Source organism: Streptomyces sp. NRRL F-5122 (assembly GCF_001507435.1).
In the GTDB taxonomy this organism is placed as follows: Bacteria; Actinomycetota; Actinomycetes; order Streptomycetales; family Streptomycetaceae; genus Streptomyces; species Streptomyces lannensis.
On record NZ_LMWH01000037.1, the window covers coordinates 234,816 to 255,501 of the forward strand.

Below are 20,686 nucleotides of genomic sequence, written 5' to 3' on the forward strand. Positions count from 1 at the left end.
TCGTCCTGCTCGGCCATTACGCCGACGGCGGCATGTCGGAGCCGGCCGGGAGGCGGAGACGCTCCCCTCAATGGGGGCCGTCCGGGACCGCCGTCACACGGCAACGGCCGTCGGCCCCGCGTCGACGCGGGGCCGGGCGCCCGGGGGCAGAACCGCCAGGGTCCTGGAACGGCCCGCGGAGAGGTCAGTCCATGACCCCCAGCCGGACGCGTCCGGCCGCCACCAGCTCCAGAACCGTGCGCCAGTCCTCCAGCACGCCGGCGTTGAGACCCATGACCTTGGCCGCGTCATCCGCCTGACGCAGAGTGACCGCGTCCTCGGCCAACGGGTCCCGCTCGAACGCGAGGACTTCCCGATGCGTCATGGGCCCGCCCTGACGGCGCAGGGTGAGCGCGCTCTGCGGGGAAAGCCCGCGCTCCGGGGAGACCGCGGCCAGATAGCGCTTGGCGGCCACGTGCAGGCGCACGAGGCGGGAGACCCGCTCGCCGAGCAACGGCCGTATCGCGTCGGCCGCGAGGTCGGCGTGTCCGGCGTCGTCGCCCGGCCGCAGCAGATGGCCGATGTCGTGGACCAGTCCGGCCACCTGGAGTTCCTTGTCCGCAGGGCGACTTCGGCGCAGCAGTGCGGCGGTCTGCAGGGCGTGGTCGTGCAGATCGACCTGGTCGCCGCTGCGGTCCGGGGTGTCCCATGCGCCCCGGCAGGCGTGCAGCAGATCCATCAGCTCCTCGACGCTGCGCAGCTCCATGCGTCAGTCCTCTCGCGAGAAAAGCCGTTGCCGAGTGTCAGCAGATCATGGCGAGCTTGCGACTCGGCCAACGGGACTTGAACTGAGCACGAGCCGGGCCGCGCCGGGTAGAGCCACGCCGGGGAACGGTGATCCGTACATGTGAGGGAGCGATGAGCAGTTCGACGATTGCTCCGAACGGGTGTACCCAAACGGGATGACAGGCAACAGATTGGTTAATAATGAATGCGAATGGGTGCCCGACGACTCAAGACAGTTACCTGGTTGTTTCAGCCCCATCGAGCGGCAGGCCGCTCATTTGGTTAACCTGGACCGAGCGGACAGCCATTGGGGTCCCACCCACACCCACGGTCCGTCCCGGGACAAGCCGCCTACCACGGCCTGCTCTCGTACGAGTTGCCGGCGCCACCGCGTCCGAACAGATTCGACCCAGACCCGAGCGGACGCGCGGGGCCACGGCAGCAGGCCGGGGCGGCACGTCCCGAGGGTTACCCGACACATAAGGAGTGCGCGGTGACACCGGAGAAGACGCATCACGATGACCGCCCCAAGGAACGCGTGGAGCGCGGCGGCCTACGGACGGAGAAGAAGCTCGGCAGCCTGGACGTCTGGGCACACTCGGCCCCGATCCGACTGGCGGGCTACGAGGACGACCTTGCCGAACCCCACATCCTGCCGAGCGTCGACTGACCCTGCAGGATCCGTCGTGATCGCCTGCGGCATGGGCGTGTCGGACACGCGCCCATGCTGATCAGGGAAGCCGCGGCCGGCGACTGGCCGCGCATCTGGCCCTTCTGGCACCGGATCGTCGCCGCCGGCGAGACCTACACCTGGGACCCGGACACCGACGAGGAGGCGGCCCGCGCCCTGTGGATGGCGCCGGCCAAGCGTGTTTACGTGGCCGAGGACGACTCCGGAGGGATCGTCGGTTCCGCCTTCGTCACCCCGAACTACGGCGGCCCTGCCGCCCGTATCGCGAACGCCGGCTTCATGGTCGACCCGGACCGGGCCGGACGCGGTGTCGGGCGTGCCCTCGCCGAACACATCCTGGCCTCGGCCGAGGCCGAGGGCTATCGGGGGATGGTCTTCAACGCGGTCGTCGAGACCAACCCCGCGGTCCGGCTGTGGATGTCCCTGGGCTTCACGATCGTCGGCACGATCCCCGAGGCGTACGACCATCCACGGTTCGGTGCGGTGGGGCTGCATGTCATGTACCGGGCACTGTGAGGGGGCGTAGCCGGCACGGGGAGGAATCGGAGGGGGGACTCGGCGGTAGGCGTGCCCGGCGATCGTCGTCGCCGCGCTCTCCCCTGGCTCGGTGGTATGCGGTATTCCGGAGGTTCCGGTCACTGGGGGCCCAGAATGCGGACCGCTGTCGGGTCATGGCCGCGCGCCGGTCCCGGCGCGGGCGCACACGATGCACAGCTCCGTGTGCGGCACCGCCAGCAGTCGGTCCCGGCCGATGACGTCGCCGCACACCGCACACCGGCCGAATCCCGGCGTCCCCACCCGGGGCAGGGTGGCGACGACCCGGTCCAGCAGAATCCGTGCGCGATCGGCGTCGGCGCGCAGGGCGGCGAGCGCGCTCACCCGGGCACCCACGTCGGCGGGGTCGAGGTCGCAGTCCGCGTAAAGGGCGGGCATCTTCGACTCGGCGTCCGCGAGTTCCTCGCGCAGTACGTCGGCCTCGACGGTGAGCCGATCCGTGATCGCCTTCAGATCGTCGGCCGACAGTGTCGTGGGCATGAGAACTCCAGGTCGATCGGTGGGCAGCGGGGTCTCAGGGCTCGAGGAGGGTCTTGATCATCCCGTCCTCCTTGGCCTGGAACATCGCGTAGGCCTTGGGGCCGTCCTCCAGCGGCACGGCGTGGGTCTTGAAGCGGTCGACGCCGAGCGGATCCTCGTCCGTGAGCAGGGGGAGGATGTCCTCCACCCAGCGCCACACGTTCGCCTGCCCCATCCGCACCTGGATCTGCTTGTCGAACATCGTGAGCAGGGGCATGGGGCTCGCGGTCCCCCCGTAGACCCCGGAAACGGACAGTGTGCCGCCTCGCCGCACCAGGTCGATGCCCGAGTGCAGAGCCCCGAGGCGGTCCACTCCGGCGTGTTCCATCAGGGGCTGCGCCACGGCGTCGGGCAGATGGCCGGTGACCCACTGCGCCGCCTTGGCGAACGGCGCTCCGTGCGACTCCATGCCCACGGCGTCGATCACGGCGTCCGGTCCCCGTCCGTCGGTCAGGTCCCGCACGGCCTCGGTCAGGTCCCTGCCGTGTCGGCGGAGGTCGAAGCAGGTGAAGCCGTTCGCCGCTGCTCGCTCCAGGCGCTCGTCCACCAGATCCACGCCGATGACCAGTCCGGCGCCGCGGTGACGGGCGATACGGGCGGACATGTCGCCGATGGGGCCGAGCCCCAGTACGGCCACGCTCCCGCCCTGCGGAACGGCCGCGTACTCGACGGCCTGCCATGCGGTGGGCAGCACATCGCTCAGATATACGTAACGGTCGTCCGGTGGGCCCTCGGGCACCTTGATGGGCAGCTTGTTGCCGAACGGGACCCGCAGGAACTCGGCCTGTCCACCCGGCACCTGTCCGTACAGCTTGGTGTAGCCGAAGAGCGCGGCACCGGATCCCCGCTCCTTCACCTGGGTCGTCTCGCACTGCGAATGCAGGCCCTGGTCGCACATGAAGCAGTCGCAGCAGGAGACGTTGAACGGTATGACCACGCGGTCCCCCGGCGAGAGGGTGTGCACCTGGGGGCCGACCTCCTGCACGATGCCCATCGGCTCATGGCCCAGGATGTCGCCGGGGTCGAGATAGGGGCCGAAGAGTTCGTACAGATGAAGGTCCGAACCACAGATCCCGGTGGACGTGATCCGCACGATGATGTCGTCGGGCTTCTCGATCCGGGGGTCGGGGACGGTCTCCACACGGACGTCCCGCCGGCCCTGCCAGGTGAGTGCTCGCATCGTCTCGCTCCTCGGTCTCGCGTGCAGGGATCGGGCCGTTCTTCCGAGTCCCCTGCGGTGCTCGCCTCGACACACCGTTCCCCGGGCGAGCGGGCGTCCGTCACGGAGCGTGGCGGATCGGTCCCGGCGGCGGTCGCCGCCCGACCGTCGTCCCACGTACCGCCACGGCCGCGGACGCCCAGCCGTGCCGGGCGGCCCATGGCGGCATCAGCGGCACAAGCGAGTCCGCCGGGCCGCAGCTCACAGCCGCTCGGGGCCCGTCCGCAGTTCGTGCGGTGGCCGCGGCGTTCTGCCGTCGGCGGCATCGATGTGTCGTGCTCGGGCGGACCGCATGGCCGCGGGGCGCGCCGCGTTGCGACGGGCACGCCGGCCCCCTGGCACACTCTCCCGATTCACATCCTGTTCGGCGTTGCCGGCCGGTGGTCTGCGCCGTCGTCAGTCCTCGCCTCTGACGATGTTCGACTCCGGTCCACGGCACGTCCTGGGAACCGTCCGGTCCTCGACGGCCGGTATGCAGGTACGCAGGGTGTTCTCACGCGGGATCCGGGACTGGTCCCGGCCCGGCTGAGGCGGGCGGACGACGGGTGTCTCGCTCGGGTGTGCGGTCACAACGCTTCATCTTCCTTCTGCATCCGATGGCGGCGAGGGCTCTCCCCACTCCGGCCGCTCGGCGCCAGTCGGTCGGGTCCCCAGCGACGGCTGTCCCAAACAACCATCGCGCCGGTCGACGTCGTTCCGTGGCGAACAAGTCACCGTCCGTGCGCGTCGCTCGGACGCCCTCCACCCGGACCGGTGAGTGAGGGGAAGCGCTCGTCACAGCCACTCGTCGACGGCCGCGACCGGCACGGTCGCCTCCTGGGGGACGGCGGGTTCGTCGTAGCGTGTGGTGACTGCGGATTCGTCAGACCCGGCCTCTCGTACGTCGATCACACCGTGCGCGTCGATCCACGGGCGGTCGGGCCGGGTGAGGGTTCCCCCTTTGCAGGCGAAGAGGGTGTCGCGCGCGGGTGAGGCGATCGACGTGCCGGTGGAGGGGGCGGGTGATGAGGGTGCCGTCTCCCTCGACTCGCCGATGCCGTTGTTCGCGACCTCACCGTCCGGTCGGCGGCCCGTCGCCACCGTGGACGGCCGACCGGTCAGGCCACCGGCGTCTGAAACACCCTTCAGCCCAGGGGCGCCGTACGCCGCCAGGGCTGCAGCGACTCCAGCCTGCCCGCCACATCCAGCAGTGCCGCCTCCGAGCCGGGCCGTCCGACCAGCTGCACCGCGCACGGCGCGCCGTTGGGGAACGTACCGAAGGGGACCGACATCGCGGGCCAGCCCGTAAGGTTCCAGGGCGGCGTCATGGGGGAGTAGTTGGTGTTGACAAGGATGTTGCGCACCCAGCCCCGCTCGTGCCACGGCTCCGCGGCCGGACTGCGGCGGGCGAGCGCCGGCGTCAGCAGGATGTCGTGCTCGGAGAAGAACGGCTCCAGGATCCGGCGCAACTGCTCGCGGCGGGAGCCGGAACGTGCGCCATGGACGAAGCGGCGGCCCACCGAAGCGTGCACCCGGGTACGGCGCGCCAGTCGTCCCGTGTCCAGGCCCTCGGCGTCGACCGCCGTACCGGCCGTCCAGTGCGCAAGGGAGGTGGTGCCCAGCCACCACGGGTAGGGCGGGTCGGCCGGGTGTACGTCATGACCCGCCTCGGCGAGCAGGGTCGCCGCGGATCGGGCCGCCTCCGCGTACGGACGGCTCACCCGCACGCCGAGCACGGGGCTGCGCAGGGAGAGCGCGATCGTGTGTGCGGCGGGCTGCTTCGTGCTCGTCTCCCTTCGGCCGGCCAGGACTTGGAACATCAGCCGGGCGTCCTCGACGCTCGTCGCGAGCGGCCCGTTCTCGGACATGCCGAACCAGTCGCCGTTGCCGATGCCCGCGGGGACCGTGCCGTGTCCCGGCTTGATGGTGACGAGCCCGCAGTTGGCGGCGGGGATGCGCAGTGAGCCCATTCCGTCGTTGCCGAGCGCGATCGGCACCAGCCCGGCGGCCACCGCCGCCGCACTGCCCCCGGAGGAGCCGCCCGCCGTGCGCGAGGTGTCCCATGGGTTGCGGGCGGCCCCGAACACCCCCTCGGTGGTGCCGAAGACACACAGCTCGGGCACGTTCGTGAGCCCGACGACGACCGCCCCCGCCGCGCGCAGCCGGGCCACCGTGACATGGTCGTGGTCGGCAGGCGTGTCCGGTGTCGCGGCCGAGCCGTTTCGGGTGGACTCCCCGCGTACGGCCAGATTGTCCTTGACCGCCACCGGGACGCCGGCGAGGGGGAGTTCGGCCAGATCGGTACGGTCCGCGACCTCGTCGGCCTCGGCCGGCGCGGCGTTCGCGCGCACTCGGCGGAAGGCGCCGACTCGACCGTCGAGTTGCTCGATACGCGCGAGGTGTTCGGCCACGACCTCGCGCGGGGTGATCCGCTTCTCGCGTACGGCGGCGGCGATCTCTGCGGCGGTACGGCCGACCCAGCTGGTCACGGGCGCTCCCTGTCGGTGCTCGGCGCGGTCGAGGCGTGCACGTACTGGCGAGTACGTGCAGAACTGTGCCCTGCCGAGGGCGCCACGTCGAGGGTCTGGTCGCGCCCTTGCCGCACGCGCTCCCCGGGTCACCGCCGGGATGGCCGTCGCCACTCACCCGGGACGGAAAGGTCATCCGATCACTGGCTCAAGTCCTATCGTTACGCGCCCCATTGACAGTCTCCCGGAGACAGCTCAATCATCAGACCTCCGATGAATTGGAGGTGCTCATGAACGCGTATCCAAGACGTCAGGTTCTCGGAGCCGCCGCGGTGGTGGCCGCGGGGGCGGCGCTCCCCCTCGCCGTCCCGGCCTCGGCCGGGTCCGCCGGCTCACCCGGCGCGGACGCCCACTGGGTTCCGGTTCCCGATCCCGTTCCCGTCGCCCTCGACGGCTACTTCGACAACGATGCCATCGACACCGCCTCCGCCCGCGGCGGCAACTTCGACGGTTCCGGCTACACCTTCCCGGGTGAGGAACTGCCCGCAGGGCGCGTGGTCGTCGACGGCATCCTCTTCGACTTCCCGTCCTCCGCAGCGGGAGCCGCCAACAACATCGTGGCCCTCGGCCAGCGCGTCGACCTGCCCAAGGGGCGTTACCTCTCGGCCCTGTTCCTCACCTCGGGCAGCTACGGCAACGCCTCCGGCCAGGCCACCGTGCACTACGCGGACGGCACGACGACGACCGGCGGGCTCGGCGGGTCCGACTGGTACGCGGCGGGCGGTTCGCTGTCGGCCCCGTACCGCTACGCACCGGACGGCAGCAAGGACGAGCACACCGTCGGCATCGGCACGGCCGAGGTCTGGATCGATCCCGGGCGCGAGGCGGTCGGCCTCACCCTGCCGACCACCAACCCGGCCGAGGAGGGCAAGGCATCCCTGCACGTCTTCGCGCTCTCCCTGCAACCGGTCGCCGAGGGACGGGCGCTGGCGCTGCGCGACGCGCACTCCACGTTCTCCCTTCTCGAGGCCGGCGGTGCCCAGAGCGTGGAGGCGACCGTGGTCAACGCGGGCACGGTCGCCGTACTGGCCGCTGACGAGGTGGCCGTGAGCGTCGACGTCCCGGGTGCCCGTACCGTCGAACCGGGCCGGGTCAGCCGTCTCGACCCCGGCGAACAGGCCCGGGTGCGGATCGGCATCCGCAACCGCGGCGGCACGACCCCCGGCACGGTGCGGTCCGGCACGGTCGCCGTCCACAGCGGCCGCCGCCAGGTCGGCGCCCGGACGGCGGACCTCACCCTCGGCGTGCCCGACTACCGGCCCACCGACGCCTCGCTCGCCGGGCACCAGGCGCCCTACTGGTTCCACCGTGCGAAGTTCGGCATCTTCATCCACTGGGGTGTCTACTCCGTGCCCGCCTGGTCACCGGTCGGCCAGCAGTACGCCGAGTGGTACTGGAACAACCTGCAGAGCGCGGACAACGCGGTGTACGCATACCACGCGCAGACCTACGGCGAGGACTTCGCCTACGACGACTTCATCCCGATGTTCACCGCGGCCAGGTTCGACCCGCGGGCCTGGGTGGAACTGTTCCGGGACGCGGGCGCCCAGTACCACGTGCTCACCTCCAAGCACCATGAGGGCTTCGCCCTGTGGGACACCAAGCTCTCCGACCGCAACGCGGTGAAGATGGGCCCGAAGCGCGATCTGATCCGGGAACTCTTCGACGCCTCGGCGAAGTTCACACCGGAGCTGCACCGGGGCCTCTACTTCTCGATGCCCGAGTGGTTCAACCCCGACAACCCGTGGATGGGTCACGCGCCGCGCAATCCGTACACCCTGGAGCCGGTCCCGTACACCGGATACACGGCGGGCAAGGACTATGTGAAGGACTACCAGGCCCCCCAGATGCTGGAGCTGATCCACCGGTACGACCCGGCCGTCCTGTGGTGCGACATCGGCGGTGCCAACGACAGCCTCGACGTCGTCGCCGAGTATTTCAACCACGGCAAGAACCGGCCGAAGCCGTACGAGGTGGCCGTCAACGACCGCTCGGGCATCGCCTTCCACGACTTCACGACCCCCGAGTACACGACGTACGACAACACCGTCGTCGCCAAGTGGGAGGCGAGCCGGGGTCTCGACCCGTTCAGCTACGGCTACAACCGGGCGACCCCGGACGACCGTTACATGACGACCGAGGAGGTCGTGCACAGTCTGGTCGACATCGTGTCGAAGAACGGCAACTTCCTCCTGGACATCGGTCCTCGCGCCGACGGCACCATCCCGGAGATCATGCAGACCCGGCTGCGTGAGACCGGCCACTGGCTGAAGACCAACGGCGAGGCGATCTACGACACGACGTACTGGTCCCGTATGGCGCAACTCGGAGAGGACCTCCGCTTCACGGTCCGGCAGAACGAGGCGTTCTACATCCACTCGCTGACACAGCCGGGCAGCACCCTGACGGTGGAGGCGCCCGTGCCGATCCGCGGCGGGGACAAGGTGACGATGCTGGGCCACGACCGGCCACTGAACTGGCGGGTGCGCAACGGCTCGCTGGTGATCGACGTGCCCCAGGCGGCGCGCAGGGCGGGCCGCCACGTCTGGGTGTTCAAGGTGGAGTGGCACAGCTGAGCGAGAAGGGCCGTCGGCGGCGAACCCCCGGGCGTCGTGCCCGGAGCGGAGCCGGTTCGTCGACGTTCGACGGTCCGGGAGGGGGCGGGGGAGTCCGGTCGTCGTCCGGCCGGGGTGATCCCCGCCGCCTCCCGCATGTCCACCGCCGTTCTCACCCGGCGGACCCGCTCCCCCGGGGCCGGGGCTGAGAGTCGAGCGCCGCCCCGGTGCTCTCCCGCTCGATCAGCCGCGGCACGGGTACCTGCACCGTGCGGGCCGGGCCACCGTCCAGCAGCGCCGTCAGCTCTTCCGCCGCCTTGCGGCCGAACCCCACCGTGTCACGGGAGAGTGCGGACAGCCACGGCTTGACCATGCGGCACAGCGCCGAGTCCTCCCACGAGATCACCGAGACGTCGGCGGGTACCGCGAAGCCCAGCTCGGCCGCCGCCGTGACGCCGGCGAGCGCCATCACGTCGTTGTCGTAGACCAGCGCGGTCGGCGGTGCGTCCTCGGCCAGCACGCGGCGGGTGACGGCGGCGCCCTCCGCGTCCGAGTAGTCGGTGGTCACCGACCGCACTTCGCAAAGGCCCCGCCGTTCGGCCTCCGTGCGCAGCGTACGGATGCGGCGCTCCGTATGCGCGAGGCCCGGAAGTCCCGCGATGTGCACGATCCTGCGGTGGCCCAGCGCATACAACTGGCCGACCACCGCCGCCATCGCGCCCGCGTCGTCGGCCCAGACCGTGGACAGCCCGGGATGCCGCGCGTCAGGCACCCCGCCGATCACCACCGCGGGCAGGCCCAGTTCGTCGAGCAGATCGGGGCGCGGATCGTCCGTACGCGGATCGACCACCATCACGCCGTCCACCCGGTGCTCGGCCCACCAGCGCCGGTAGACGCCGCACTCCGCGTCCACGTCCTCCACCACCTGGAAGAGCAGGCCCAGGTGACGCTCCGCCAGTACCTCCTGGATGCCGGAGATGAGTTGGAGGAAGAAGGAGTCCACGCCCAGCGTGTCCGCCGGACGCGCCACGACCAGGCCCACCGTGGCCGCGCCCTCCCCCGAGAGCTGGCGCGCCGCGGTGCTCGGCCGCCAGCCCAGCTGCTCTGCGACCCGGCGTACCCGGTCGCGGGTGACCTCGGAGACACCCGGCCGCCCGTTGAGCGCGAAGGAGACGGCGCTCTCGGAGACCCCGGCGCGCCGGGCGATGTCCTTCATGGTCGGACGGCGTGCGGGGGACCGCTTGGCGGGCACGGCGGCCCCTTTCTTTGAGTGGACTAATGCGCTTGAGTACCTAGACCCTAAAGCGCATTAGTGGGAGCGTGCAAGTACTCCTTGAGGGGTGCTCTGACCTGGACTAATGAGGTACGTATTTCATTAGCTGAGGCGAATCCATTGACTTCTCTCGAACGTGCCGTGCATGGTCGCTGGCGACACCAGCCGCCGACGCCGCAAGGGAGCCGTGTCACCGTGCCCACTCCATCCCGCAGAACATTCGCCGTCGCCGCCCTCGCCGCCCTCGTCCTGCCGCTGAGCGCCTGCGGTTCCTCGGACGACGGCAGTGGATCCACCGACGCGTCCGGCAAGGTCGAGGGGGACATCACCTTCCAGACCTGGAACCTGCGCGCCAACTTCAAGCCGTACTTCGACGGCCTGATCGCCGACTTCGAGAAGAAGTACCCCGGCACCCACGTGAAGTGGATCGACCAGCCCGCCGAGGGCTACGCCGACAAGCTCAGCGCGGACGCGGCGGGCGGGACCCTGCCCGATGTGGTCAACGTCTCGCCCGACCTGCTCGCCCCCCTGGTCAAGGCGGGGCTCGCCCTCGACCTCGACAAGGCGGCGGCCAAGTACCGGCCCGAGTACCTCGACGGTGCCTGGACGGGGCAGCAGATACCGGGCGTAGGCGGTACCTACGCCTTCCCCTGGTACCTGAACACCGGCCCGATGTTCTACAACAAGGGCCTGTTCAAGAAGGCCGGACTCGACCCGGACTCGCCCCCGAAGACGTACGACGAACTCTTCACCGACGCCCTGCAGATGGCGCAGAAGAGCAACGGCAAGGTCGCCACCCTCGCCAATGTGCCCACCGTCGAGGACTTCGGTCGCTACGGCGTCGAGCTGATGAACAAGCAGGGCACCGGCTTCGCCTTCAACGACGCGAAGGGTGTCGAGCTCCTCACCAAGTACAAGGAGCTGTACGACGCCAAGGCGCTCGACCCGCAGGCCCTGACCGCCACGCCCGAGTCCTCCGGGAAGATGTTCCTCACCGAGGCCGTCGCCATGAACCCGGGCAGCGCGCTGGACCTGGAGAACTTCAAGAAGCAGGCGCCGAACCTGTACAAGAACATCGGGATCACCGACCAGATCACCAGCACCGGTCACGTCAACATGTACGTGATGGGCGTGATGGTCAACTCCCGTACCAAGCACACCCCGGCGGCCGTCGCCTTCGCGCACTACGTGACCGACGCGCAGAACCAGATGTCGTTCGCGAAGCAGGTGGCCATCTTCCCGAGCACCGCCGGCTCGCTCGACGACCCGTACTTCACCAAGGAGGACGGCACGGACGAGACGCGGGTGCGGATCGCGGCCGCCAAGTCCCTGAAGAACGCGGTCAACTACACGCCCGTACTCTTCAGCGACCAGATGAAGACAGCACTGCGCAACGAGGTCGCCAAGGCGCTCCAGGGCAAGGAGAGCCCCAAGGCGGCACTCGACAACGCTGTCAAGGCCTGCGACCAGCTTCTCCAGCAGCAGGGCTGAACCATCATGGCCACATCCACCGTGTCGCGGGTGCGGCGCCAACTCCCCACCAGTCCCTGGCTCTTCGCCGTGCCGGGGCTGGTGGTGACCGGCGTCTTCATCCTCTATCCGTTCGTCTCCACCGTGGTGAACGCCTTCACCGACCGCCGCACCCTGATCCCGGGCGAATTCGTCGGGCTCGCCAACTTCCGCGAGCTGCTCCATGACGACATGTTCTGGATCGGCCTGCGCAACAGCGCGCTCTACGTCCTCGGGGTGGTCCCCGCGCTCGTCCTGCTGCCTCTGCTGCTCGCCCTGCTGGTGCAGAAGAACATCCCCGGTATCGCGTTCTTCCGCTCCGCCTTCTACACCCCGGTGGTCGCCTCCATCGTCGTCGTGGGCCTGATCTGGGTGTGGCTGCTGGACGAGCGCGGTCTGGTGAACTCGCTGCTGGAGACGATCGGAGTCGGCCGGGTCGGCTTCCTCAGCGACCAGTGGCTGCTCCTGCTGAGCGCCATGGCCGTCACGGTCTGGAAGGGCCTCGGCTACTACATGATCATCTACTTGGCCGCTCTCGCCCATGTCCCCCGTGAACTGCACGAGGCCGCGGCCGTGGACGGCGCGGGTGCCGTGCGTCGCTTTCTGACGGTCACCGTGCCCGCGCTCCGCTCCACCATGGTGCTGGTCGCCGCGCTCTCCTCGGTCGCCGCATTCAAAGTGTTCTCCGAGGTGTACCTGATCGCCGGTCCCACCGGTGGCCCGGCCGGGGAGGACACGACCCTGGTCATGCTCGTCCAGCGCACCGGCACGGGCCTGACCGGCCGGGTCGGCTACGCCTCGGCGATCTCGCTCGTCGTGTTCGTCGTCACCGTGGCGCTGATGCTGCTCGTCCTGCGCGCGGACCGGAGGGAGGAGTCATGAGTGTCGTGGAGAAGGCACCGCCGGCTCCCGCGCCCGCCGTCGTGCACCGCGGACCGGTCACCGACGAGCACGGCCGCCGCATCCGGGTGTGGGAACTGGTCCTGAGGTACGTGCTGCTGCTGTTCGTGCTGGCGCTGACGGTCGGCCCGTTCCTGTGGCAGCTGTCCACCTCGCTCAAGGGCCCGACCGAGGACATCTTCAGCTCCCCGCCCTCCTTCCTGCCCGCCCACCCGACGCTGCACAACTACGCGCGCGTCTCGGACACCATCCCCGTGTGGGACTACGCCCTCAACTCGCTGAAGGTCGCCACCGCCAACGTGGTGACCAACTGCGTCGGCTCGGCCCTCGCGGGCTACGCGCTGGCCCGGCTGCGCTACCGGGGCCGCAGGGTCGCCACCCTCGTCTTCATCCTGGCGATGCTGGTCCCCGCGGAGAGCATCATCATCGCCCAGTTCACCACCATGCGGGAACTCGGTCTCAACAACTCGCTGGTCGGCGTCGTCCTGCCGGGCAGCGTCGGCGCCATGAACGTGCTGCTGATGCGCAACGCCTTCCTCAACCTCCCCTTCGAGATAGAGGAGGCCGCGTTCGTCGACGGCGCCAACGTCTGGCAGCGGTTCGCCAGGATCGCGCTGCCGTCGGTCAAAGGCACCCTCGCCGTCGTCGCGATCTTCGCGTTCATGTTCTCCTGGGACGACTTCCTGTGGCCGCTGATCGTGCTGAGCGACCCGTCGAAGTTCACCCTGACCATCGGACTCAACTATCTGCACGGCACCTTCGCCAACGACGAGCGCCTCGTCGCCGCGGGCACCGTCATCGCGGTGGCGCCCCTCATGGTCCTCTTCGCCTGCCTGCAGCGCTACTTCTTCCGCGGCGTGGGCGAGGGCGCCGTCAAGGGCTGAACCTCCGTACGTGCACCACTGTCTGAAGGAATCCGCATGCCGCCTGCCGTGCGCTTCGGCGTCAACTACACCCCGAGCGAGGGGTGGTTCCATCACTGGCTCGACTTCGACCTGGACTCCGTACGCGCCGACCTCGACTCGATCGCCGCGCTGGGCCTCGACCACATCCGGGTCTTCGCGCTGTGGCCCTACTTCCAGCCCAACCGCACTCTGATCCGCCCGCGCGCGGTCGAGCAGCTCCTCTCGCTTGCCGACGCGGCGGCCGAACGCGGACTGGACGTCAATGTGGACGGTCTGCAGGGACATCTGTCGAGCTTCGACTTCCTCCCCGCCTGGACGCAGACCTGGCACCGGCGCAACATCTTCACCGATCCGGAGGTCGTCGAGGGAGAGGCCGCTTACCTGCGGACGCTCGCCGCAGCCCTCGCCGACCGGCCGAACTTCATCGGCATGACGATCGGCAACGAGGTCAACCAGTTCGCCGCAGGCCCGCATCCGGACCCGGACCGCATCACCCCGGAGCAGGCCGGGCGGTGGCTGACCCGGTTGCTCGCCGCGTGCGCCGAGGGCGCCCCCGGCAGACTGCATCTGCACGCCTCGTACGACGCCGCCTGGTACCAGGACGACCAGCCCTTCACCCCCGAGCACTCGGCCCGCCTCGGCGATCTCACCGCCGTGCACTCCTGGGTGTTCAACGGCACCGCCCAGCGCCACGGCCGCACCGGAACCGCCACCGAGCACCACGCGGCCTACCTCGTCGAGCTCTCCAAGGCCTGGGCGGACGACCCGCACCGCCCCGTATGGCTTCAGGAGGTCGGTGCGCCCGCCCCGCTGATCCCCCCGGAACACGCCGCGGCCTTCACCGAGGCAACCGTCACCAACGCGCTCGACTGCCCGGACCTGTGGGGCGTGACCTGGTGGTGCTCGCACGACGTCAGCCGTGATCTGGGCGACTTCCCCGAACTCGAATACGGTCTCGGCCTCTTGACCAACGACCGGCGGCCCAAGCCCGCGGCGGCGGCGCTCGCGCGGATCGCCGGTGCACAGCGGGCGGCCGAGCCGGCTCCCCGCACCACCGCACTGGCCGTCGACACAACGGCCGGCCGCTCCGTCTGCGCTCCCGGCGGCCCCGTCTTCGAGGCCTTCGCCCGGCTGACCGCCGACGGGGCCCGGCCCACCACAGTTCTCGCGAGCCGCGCCGACGACAAGGAGCACCTCGCGGCCCGTGGCATCACCGAAGTCGTCACCCCCGATCAGGTCACCGAGTAGCCCGTCCCCACACCGTCCCCACGACGAAACGGAGCACACAGTGAACCTCAGCAGACGCGCGGTCCTGCTCGCCGGAGCGGCAACCGCGCTCACCCCCGTGCTGCCCACGTCCGGCGCCTCGGCGGCGACCCGCGACCTCCAGCCGTACGCCTCCTACTGGTACCCCGACTCCCTGCCCTCCGGCACCCCGGGCACCGGCATCACCTGGCGCAGCCTGAAGACCTGGAGTGCCGCCACCGACACGGACCTGGCCTTCAACACCGCCTCCGTGCCGCTCGCCGCCCGCTTCACCCCCACCCCCGCGAACACCACCGCACGCTCCGGCCAGGCCCGCGTCCAGTCGCTGGTCTCGTTCGGGCCCACCTCGGCCAACCCCTCCCAGGGCGCGCCCACCGCCGACTACTACGCCCCGACCCACTGGGCGTATGTCGACGAACTGGTCTTCTGGGGCGGTTCGGCCGGCGAGGGACTGATCCTCGCACCCAACGCCCCGATCGTGGACGCGGCCCACCGGCACGGCGTACCCGTCCTCGGCAACATCTTCCTGCCGCCCGTGGCCTTCGGCGGACAGCTCCAGTGGACACGTGACCTCGTTCAGAAGGACGCCGCGGGGCGTTTTCCGCTCGCCCGGCAGCTCGTCGCGGTCGCGCAGGCGTACGGCTTCGACGGCTGGTTCGTCAATGCCGAGACCGGTGGCGGGGACAGCGCGCTCGGCGCCGACATGCTGGGGTTCGTCAAGGAGTTGAAGGCGCTCAGCGCGGCGAAGGGGCTGCGCGTCACCTGGTACGACGCGATGACCGTGAACGGAACGGTTTCGTGGCAGGGCGCCCTCGACAGCCAGAACCAGGCGTTCTTCCAGTCGGCGGACACCATGTTCGTCGACTTCAGATGGTCGAAGAGCTCGCTGGCGTCCTCGGGCACGCTGGCCGGGCAGCTCGGGCGCAACCGCTATGAGCTGTGGGCGGGCGTCGACGTGGAGTCGGGCGGCACCGGCACCTCGGTGAACTGGGACGCGATCGTGCCGGCCACCGCCGCGCACGTGACGTCGATCGGCTTCTACAGGCCGGAGTGGACCCGTAACCACCTGCCCGCGAACCGCACGCCCGGCGACTTCCATGCCGCCGACGACCTGTTCTGGACCGGTGCGTCGCTCGACCCGTCCCGCCCCGACACCACGGCGAGCTGGCGCGCCCCGGCCCTGTCGGTCGCCGACCGGTCCACCGTCGACGCGCTCCCGTTCGCGACCGTCTTCAACACCGGGCACGGACTGAAGTGGTACGAGGACGGCGAGGCCACCTCTGCCACCCCCTGGAACCACCTCGGCCTCCAGGACCGGCTGCCGTCCCGCCGGTGGGTCGTCCGCACCAGCGGCACCCGCCCCTCGGTCGCCTTCGACTTCGCGGACGCCTGGCGCGGCGGCAGCAGCCTGCTGGTCTCCGGGGCCCTCGACGCACCGGCCACCCTGGAGCTGTACGCGACCCGGCTGCCGATCGGCCCGAAAACGGTCGTGGAGGTGACCCACCGGGCCGACGCGGGCGACGTCCGCGCGGAGCTGGCGGTCGCCACCACGGAGCCGGGCGCGGCGGGCCAGGCGCCCTCGTACACCTTCTTCCCGCTGTCGGGCGGCGCCGGCTGGCAGACCACGACCGTGCCGCTGACGGGCCTGTCCGGCAGGGTGCGCAGGCTGGCCGTGCGACTCACCGGCAGCGGCGGCGAGGTGCGCTGGCGCCTCGGGCGGCTCGCCGTCCGCGACGCGGTGACCGCTGCGGCCGCCCCGGCCGGGCTGCGCGTCATCGACGCCGAAGGCGGCGATCTGCGGTTCGCCTGGCAGGCGGCCCCCGCCGCCCACAGGGCCGGGGCCCCCGGGGTACGGCACTACGAGCTGTACCGGATCCTGCCCGACGGGACGCGCCGTTTCCTCGGGGGCACCTGCCAGTCGGCGTACTACGCCGGCGGGCTCACGGCGGAGCAGGGCGAGAATGCCGCACGGTTCGAACTGCGCGCTGTCGGGGAGCTCTACAACGTCTCGACTCCGGCCACGACGACCCACCGCTGGTAACACCCGCACCCACACCCCACGGAGCACCCCATGCATGACGACCGCACCCTGGTCGAAGCCCGCCTGCGCCGCGTCCTCGACGAGCGCATCCGCCCCGCCGTGTACCCCGAGTCCGTGCCGCTCCAGGTCGCCGTGTGGCACGCACCCGGGGAACCGGTACCGGTCGCCGAGGGCCTGGCCGCTCCCGTCGAACCGATCGCGGTGGGCGCTCGCTGGGGCGCCCCGTGGGGCACCAGCTGGTTCCGGGTGACCGGGACCGTGCCCGAGGCCTGGGCGGGCAGGACCGTCGAGGCCCTGCTGGACCTCGGCTTCGACGAGAACATGCCCGGCTTCCAGTGCGAAGGCCTCGTCTACCGGCCCGACGGCACCCCGGTGAAGGGGCTCAACCCGCGCAACCAGTGGGTGCGGATCGGGTCCCCGGCCGAGGGCGGCGAGCAGGTCGAGCTGTGCATCGAGGCCGCCTCGAATCCCGTCATCCTGGACTACCACCCCTTCCGGCCCACGCAGCTCGGCGACAAGGAGACGGCGGGCGCCGAACCGCAGTACCGGCTGGAGCGCATGGATCTCGCGGTGTTCGACGAGTCCGTCTGGCAACTGGTCCTCGATCTCGAGGTGCTCGGCGAGCTGATGGCCGAACTGCCGGTGGACTCGGCGCGGCGCTCGGAGATCCTGCGCGCGGTGGACCGAGCGCTGGACGCCGTCGACCTCCAGGACGTCAACGGCACGGCGGAACACGCCCGTTCGCAGCTCGCCGAGGTCCTGGCGGCCCCCGCCGCGCCCTCCGCCCACCGCATCAGTGCCGTCGGGCATGCGCACATCGACTCGGCGTGGCTGTGGCCGCTGCGTGAGACGGTGCGCAAGGTGGCCCGTACGACGTCCAACATGACCGCGCTCATCGAGGACGAGCCGGAGTTCGTCTTCGCCATGTCCCAGGCCCAGCAGTGGGCGTGGGTCAAGGAGCACCGGCCCGAGGTGTGGGCGCGGGTGAAGAAGGCCGTGGCGGAGGGGCGGTTCGTGCCGGCGGGCGGCATGTGGGTGGAGTCGGACACCAACATGCCGGGCTCGGAGGCGATGGCCCGTCAGTTCGTGCACGGCAAGCGGTTCTTCCTGGACGAGTTCGGCATCGAGAACGACGAGGCGTGGCTGCCCGACACCTTCGGTTTCGCGGCAGGACTTCCGCAGATCATCAAGGCGGCCGGGTCCAAGTGGCTGCTCACGCAGAAGATCTCGTGGTCGCAGACCAACAAGTTCCCGCACCACACGTTCCTGTGGGAGGGCATCGACGGGACCCGGATCTTCACCCACTTCCCGCCCGTCGACACCTACAACTGCTCGATGAAGGGCAGCGAGATCGCCCACGCCGCAAGGAACTTCAAGGACAAGGGGGTCGCCAGGCACTCGCTGGCGCCGACCGGCTGGGGTGACGGCGGCGGTGGCACGACGCGGGAGATGGTCGCGAAGGCGGCACGTCTGCGGGATCTCGAGGGCTCGGCGACGGTGGTGTGGGAAACGCCGGAGAAGTTCTTCGAGAAGGCGGAGCGGGAGTACGCCCATCCGCCCGTCTGGGTGGGCGAGCTGTACCTGGAACTGCACCGCGCCACGCTGACCAGCCAGGCCAGGACCAAGCAGGGCAACCGGCGCAGCGAACACCTGCTGAGGGAGGCCGAGTTGTGGGCGGCCACGGCGGCCGTGCGGTCCGGATTCCGCTACCCGGCCGAGGACCTGGACCGCATCTGGAAGACGGTCCTGCTCCACCAGTTCCACGACATCCTGCCCGGCTCCTCGATCGCCTGGGTGCACCGCGAGGCGCGGGCCACCTACGAGCGGATCGCCGGCGAACTGAACGGGATCATCGAGGCCGCGCAGCGGACGCTGGCCGGTGAGGGGTCGGTGCCGCTGGTGTTCAACGCGGCCCCGCACTCCCGGGCGGGGGTCCCCGCCGGCGGGGCAGGCGAGCCGGTCGCCGCGGGCGAGGTGTCGCTGACGGCACGCTCCGACGGCGGCTTCGTCCTGCACAACGGGCTGCTGCGCACGGAGATCGACGCTCGGGGGCTGGTCGTCTCCGTGTACGACCTCCGGGCCGAACGTGAGACCGTCGCACCCGGATGCGCCGCCAATCTCCTCCAACTCCACCCCGATTTCCCCAACATGTGGGACGCCTGGGACGTGGACGCGTTCTACCGCAACTCGGTCACCGATCTGGTCGAGGCCGACGAGGTCGGGCCGGGCGAGGACGGCGTGTCGGTGCGCGTCGTGCGGTCCTTCGGCGACTCACGGGTCACCCAGGTGCTGTCGCTCGCGCCCGGGGAGCGGCGGCTCGAGATCGACACGGAGGTCGACTGGCACGAGACGGAGAAGTTCCTGAAGCTGGCGTTCCCCCTGGACGTGCATGCCGAACGGTACGCGTCCGAGACCCAGTTCGGGCACTTCCACCGTCCCACCCACACCAACACCTCCTGGGAGGCGGCCAAGTTCGAGGCCTGCAACCACCGGTTCGTGCATCTGGAGGAGCCCGGCTGGGGTGTCGCGGTGGTGAACGACTCCACGTACGGCCACGACGTGACCCGCACGGTGCGGGACACCGACTCCGGTACGACCACCACCGTCCGGGCCTCCCTGCTGCGGGCCCCGCGCTTCCCCGACCCGGAGACCGACCAGGGTGTCCACCGTTTCCGGCACGCGCTGACGCCGGGAGCCACGATCGGGGACGCGGTGCGCGAGGGTTGGCGGATCAACCTGCCCGAACGGCGGGTGGACGGTGAGCGCGCGGTTCAGCCGCTGGTGACGGTGGCGCAGGACGCGGTCGTGGTGACGGCGGTCAAGCTGGCCGACGACGGCAGCGGTGACGTCGTCGTGCGCTTCCACGAGTCCCGCGGCGGTCGCACCGAGGCCACGCTCACCGCGGGGTTCGAGGTGGCGGCGGTGGTGCCGACGGACCTCTTGGAGCGGCCGCTCGGCGATGCGCCCGCACCGCACCGCGAGGGCGGCCGGATCACGCTGCGGCTGCGTCCGTTCGAGCTGGTGACCCTGCGGTTGAAGCGGGCCTGAGGCGGGCGCGGGGCATCGCGCGTTCGGCGCGCGGTGCCCCGCCGGGAGCCCGCCGGAGGTTGTGCCCCTTCGATCACAGGACGGCGGTGGGCACTCGATGGTGATCGTCCCGGGCAGGGCCGCCTAAGGAGTGAGCTGCGCCCGCAGCCACTGCTCCACCTCGCCCACGTGCGCGGCGGCCGCCGCCCGGGCCGCCTCCGGATCGTGGGCGACCAGGGCCCGGTGGATCGCCGCGTGTTCGCGGCGGGTGCGGGCGAAGGCGCCCTCCTCCTGGTAGCCGCGCCAGACACGGGCCCGGAAGGTGCGTGAGGACAGGCCCTCCAGTATCGCGGCCATGGTCTCGTTGCCGGCGGCTGCGGCGATCTCGCGGTGGAAGGCGAGGTCGTGCGCGAGGATCTCCTCCGGGTCCTCCGTCGCGTTCATCGCGGTCAAGTGCTTCTCGACCTCCACGAGTTGATCGCCCGTGATCCGGGCGGCCGCGAGGGCCGTGGCCGTCGACTCCAGGATGCGCCGGACCTCGAGCAGCTCCACCAGGCGCGGTCCGCGCGAGAGATCCGCCACCACGCCGAACGTCTCCAGGAGGTCGCCCGCCTCCAGCAGGGTCACATAGATGCCCGAGCCGTGCCGCGCCTCCAGCACGCCGAGGACCGTCAGCGCACGGATCGCCTCCCGCATCGAGCTGCGTGAGATGCCCAGCTGGACCGCCAGATCCCGTTCCGTCGGCAGCCGCTGGCCGGGCTCCAGCCGGCCCTCGGCGATCATCGCCTTGATCTGCTCGATGGCGCGCTGCGTCACCGTCCCCTTCTGCGGAGCGTTCGCAGTCTTCTCCGGCTCCGTCTCCTCGGTCGGTGTCCCGTCCACGCCACTTCCTCCCGTTGCCGTGCGCGGCAGTCTAATCACTGATGTGGTCCGACCACTACGGTCGGATTACCG

At 70.5% G+C, this 20,686-nt stretch carries 16 protein-coding genes; 9 read left to right on the forward strand and 7 right to left on the reverse strand.

Features of this window, described 5'->3' with window-relative positions; translation table 11 throughout:
• Positions 1-184: 184 nt before the first annotated feature.
• A complete protein-coding gene (locus tag ADL25_RS07240) occupies positions 185-745 on the reverse strand; it encodes an HD domain-containing protein (protein ID WP_059126805.1) in 561 nt (186 codons plus the stop codon).
• Positions 746-1,258: 513 nt separating this feature from the next.
• On the opposite strand from ADL25_RS07240, the gene ADL25_RS49680 reads away from it, so the two are divergent.
• Positions 1,259-1,435 carry a hypothetical protein gene (locus ADL25_RS49680; protein ID WP_181923006.1) on the forward strand — a complete coding sequence of 59 codons (177 nt, stop codon included), beginning with the start codon at positions 1,259-1,261 and terminating at the stop codon, positions 1,433-1,435.
• A 54-nt stretch (positions 1,436-1,489) separates the two neighbouring features.
• Positions 1,490-1,972 (forward strand): GNAT family N-acetyltransferase, encoded by a 483-nt coding sequence (locus tag ADL25_RS07245; protein ID WP_059126806.1) that lies wholly within the window; start codon positions 1,490-1,492, stop codon positions 1,970-1,972.
• A 153-nt stretch (positions 1,973-2,125) separates the two neighbouring features.
• Here the strand turns inward: ADL25_RS07245 and ADL25_RS07250 are convergent, their stop codons facing one another.
• From ADL25_RS07250 to ADL25_RS07265, 4 genes are all read right to left on the reverse strand, one after another.
• Positions 2,126-2,491 carry a TraR/DksA family transcriptional regulator gene (locus ADL25_RS07250; protein WP_059126807.1) on the reverse strand — a complete coding sequence of 122 codons (366 nt, stop codon included), beginning with the start codon at positions 2,489-2,491 and terminating at the stop codon, positions 2,126-2,128.
• 34 nt (positions 2,492-2,525) lie between these two features.
• Entirely contained in the window at positions 2,526-3,710 is a 1,185-nt protein-coding gene (locus ADL25_RS07255; RefSeq protein ID WP_059126808.1) for an alcohol dehydrogenase catalytic domain-containing protein, read from the reverse strand.
• 813 nt (positions 3,711-4,523) lie between these two features.
• On the reverse strand, positions 4,524-4,829 hold the full coding sequence (locus ADL25_RS07260) for a hypothetical protein (RefSeq protein ID WP_059126809.1): 306 nt from the start codon (positions 4,827-4,829) through the stop codon (positions 4,524-4,526).
• Between the two features lie 44 nt (positions 4,830-4,873).
• On the reverse strand, positions 4,874-6,217 hold the full coding sequence (locus tag ADL25_RS07265; protein ID WP_059126810.1) for an amidase: 1,344 nt from the start codon (positions 6,215-6,217) through the stop codon (positions 4,874-4,876).
• 269 nt (positions 6,218-6,486) lie between these two features.
• On the opposite strand from ADL25_RS07265, the gene ADL25_RS07270 reads away from it, so the two are divergent.
• Positions 6,487-8,832: an alpha-L-fucosidase gene (locus ADL25_RS07270; RefSeq protein ID WP_059126871.1), complete on the forward strand. Its 2,346-nt coding sequence runs from the start codon at positions 6,487-6,489 to the stop codon at positions 8,830-8,832.
• Between the two features lie 151 nt (positions 8,833-8,983).
• Here the strand turns inward: ADL25_RS07270 and ADL25_RS07275 are convergent, their stop codons facing one another.
• Entirely contained in the window at positions 8,984-10,063 is a 1,080-nt protein-coding gene (locus ADL25_RS07275; protein WP_059126811.1) for a LacI family DNA-binding transcriptional regulator, read from the reverse strand.
• A gap of 216 nt (positions 10,064-10,279) precedes the next feature.
• Between ADL25_RS07275 and ADL25_RS07280 the strand changes: the two genes are divergently transcribed.
• The 6 genes from ADL25_RS07280 to ADL25_RS07305 are packed head-to-tail and all read left to right on the forward strand — an operon-like array spanning position 10,280 to position 19,753.
• Positions 10,280-11,575, forward strand: a complete 1,296-nt coding sequence (locus ADL25_RS07280) for an ABC transporter substrate-binding protein (protein ID WP_059126812.1) — start codon at positions 10,280-10,282, stop codon at positions 11,573-11,575.
• Positions 11,576-11,581: 6 nt separating this feature from the next.
• Positions 11,582-12,475, forward strand: coding sequence for a carbohydrate ABC transporter permease (locus ADL25_RS07285; protein WP_059126813.1), 894 nt, complete (start codon positions 11,582-11,584; stop codon positions 12,473-12,475).
• Entirely contained in the window at positions 12,472-13,377 is a 906-nt protein-coding gene (locus ADL25_RS07290) for a carbohydrate ABC transporter permease (protein ID WP_059126814.1), read from the forward strand. The genes ADL25_RS07285 and ADL25_RS07290 overlap by 4 nt, the downstream gene beginning before the upstream one ends.
• 36 nt (positions 13,378-13,413) lie before the next feature.
• Entirely contained in the window at positions 13,414-14,646 is a 1,233-nt protein-coding gene (locus tag ADL25_RS07295; protein WP_059126815.1) for a glycoside hydrolase 5 family protein, read from the forward strand.
• A gap of 40 nt (positions 14,647-14,686) precedes the next feature.
• Positions 14,687-16,705: an endo-beta-N-acetylglucosaminidase gene (locus ADL25_RS07300; RefSeq protein WP_059126816.1), complete on the forward strand. Its 2,019-nt coding sequence runs from the start codon at positions 14,687-14,689 to the stop codon at positions 16,703-16,705.
• Positions 16,706-16,735: 30 nt separating this feature from the next.
• Positions 16,736-19,753: an alpha-mannosidase gene (locus ADL25_RS07305; protein ID WP_059126817.1), complete on the forward strand. Its 3,018-nt coding sequence runs from the start codon at positions 16,736-16,738 to the stop codon at positions 19,751-19,753.
• A gap of 123 nt (positions 19,754-19,876) precedes the next feature.
• Here the strand turns inward: ADL25_RS07305 and ADL25_RS07310 are convergent, their stop codons facing one another.
• Positions 19,877-20,614 (reverse strand): FadR/GntR family transcriptional regulator, encoded by a 738-nt coding sequence (locus tag ADL25_RS07310; protein WP_059126818.1) that lies wholly within the window; start codon positions 20,612-20,614, stop codon positions 19,877-19,879.
• Positions 20,615-20,686 lie beyond the last annotated feature (72 nt).

Excerpts from the sequence above, each read along its gene's own strand:
- ADL25_RS07245 (WP_059126806.1), top strand. The coding sequence starts at position 1,490 with ATGCTGATCAGGGAAGCCGCGGCCGGCGACTGGCCGCGCATCTGGCCC.
- ADL25_RS07270 (WP_059126871.1), top strand. The coding sequence starts at position 6,487 with ATGAACGCGTATCCAAGACGTCAGGTTCTCGGAGCCGCCGCGGTGGTG.
- ADL25_RS07290 (WP_059126814.1), top strand. The coding sequence starts at position 12,472 with ATGAGTGTCGTGGAGAAGGCACCGCCGGCTCCCGCGCCCGCCGTCGTG.
- ADL25_RS07240 (WP_059126805.1), bottom strand. The coding sequence starts at position 745 with ATGGAGCTGCGCAGCGTCGAGGAGCTGATGGATCTGCTGCACGCCTGC.
- ADL25_RS07250 (WP_059126807.1), bottom strand. The coding sequence starts at position 2,491 with ATGCCCACGACACTGTCGGCCGACGATCTGAAGGCGATCACGGATCGG.
- ADL25_RS07295 (WP_059126815.1), top strand. The coding sequence starts at position 13,414 with ATGCCGCCTGCCGTGCGCTTCGGCGTCAACTACACCCCGAGCGAGGGG.
- ADL25_RS07255 (WP_059126808.1), bottom strand. The coding sequence starts at position 3,710 with ATGCGAGCACTCACCTGGCAGGGCCGGCGGGACGTCCGTGTGGAGACC.
- ADL25_RS07285 (WP_059126813.1), top strand. The coding sequence starts at position 11,582 with ATGGCCACATCCACCGTGTCGCGGGTGCGGCGCCAACTCCCCACCAGT.
- ADL25_RS07305 (WP_059126817.1), top strand. The coding sequence starts at position 16,736 with ATGCATGACGACCGCACCCTGGTCGAAGCCCGCCTGCGCCGCGTCCTC.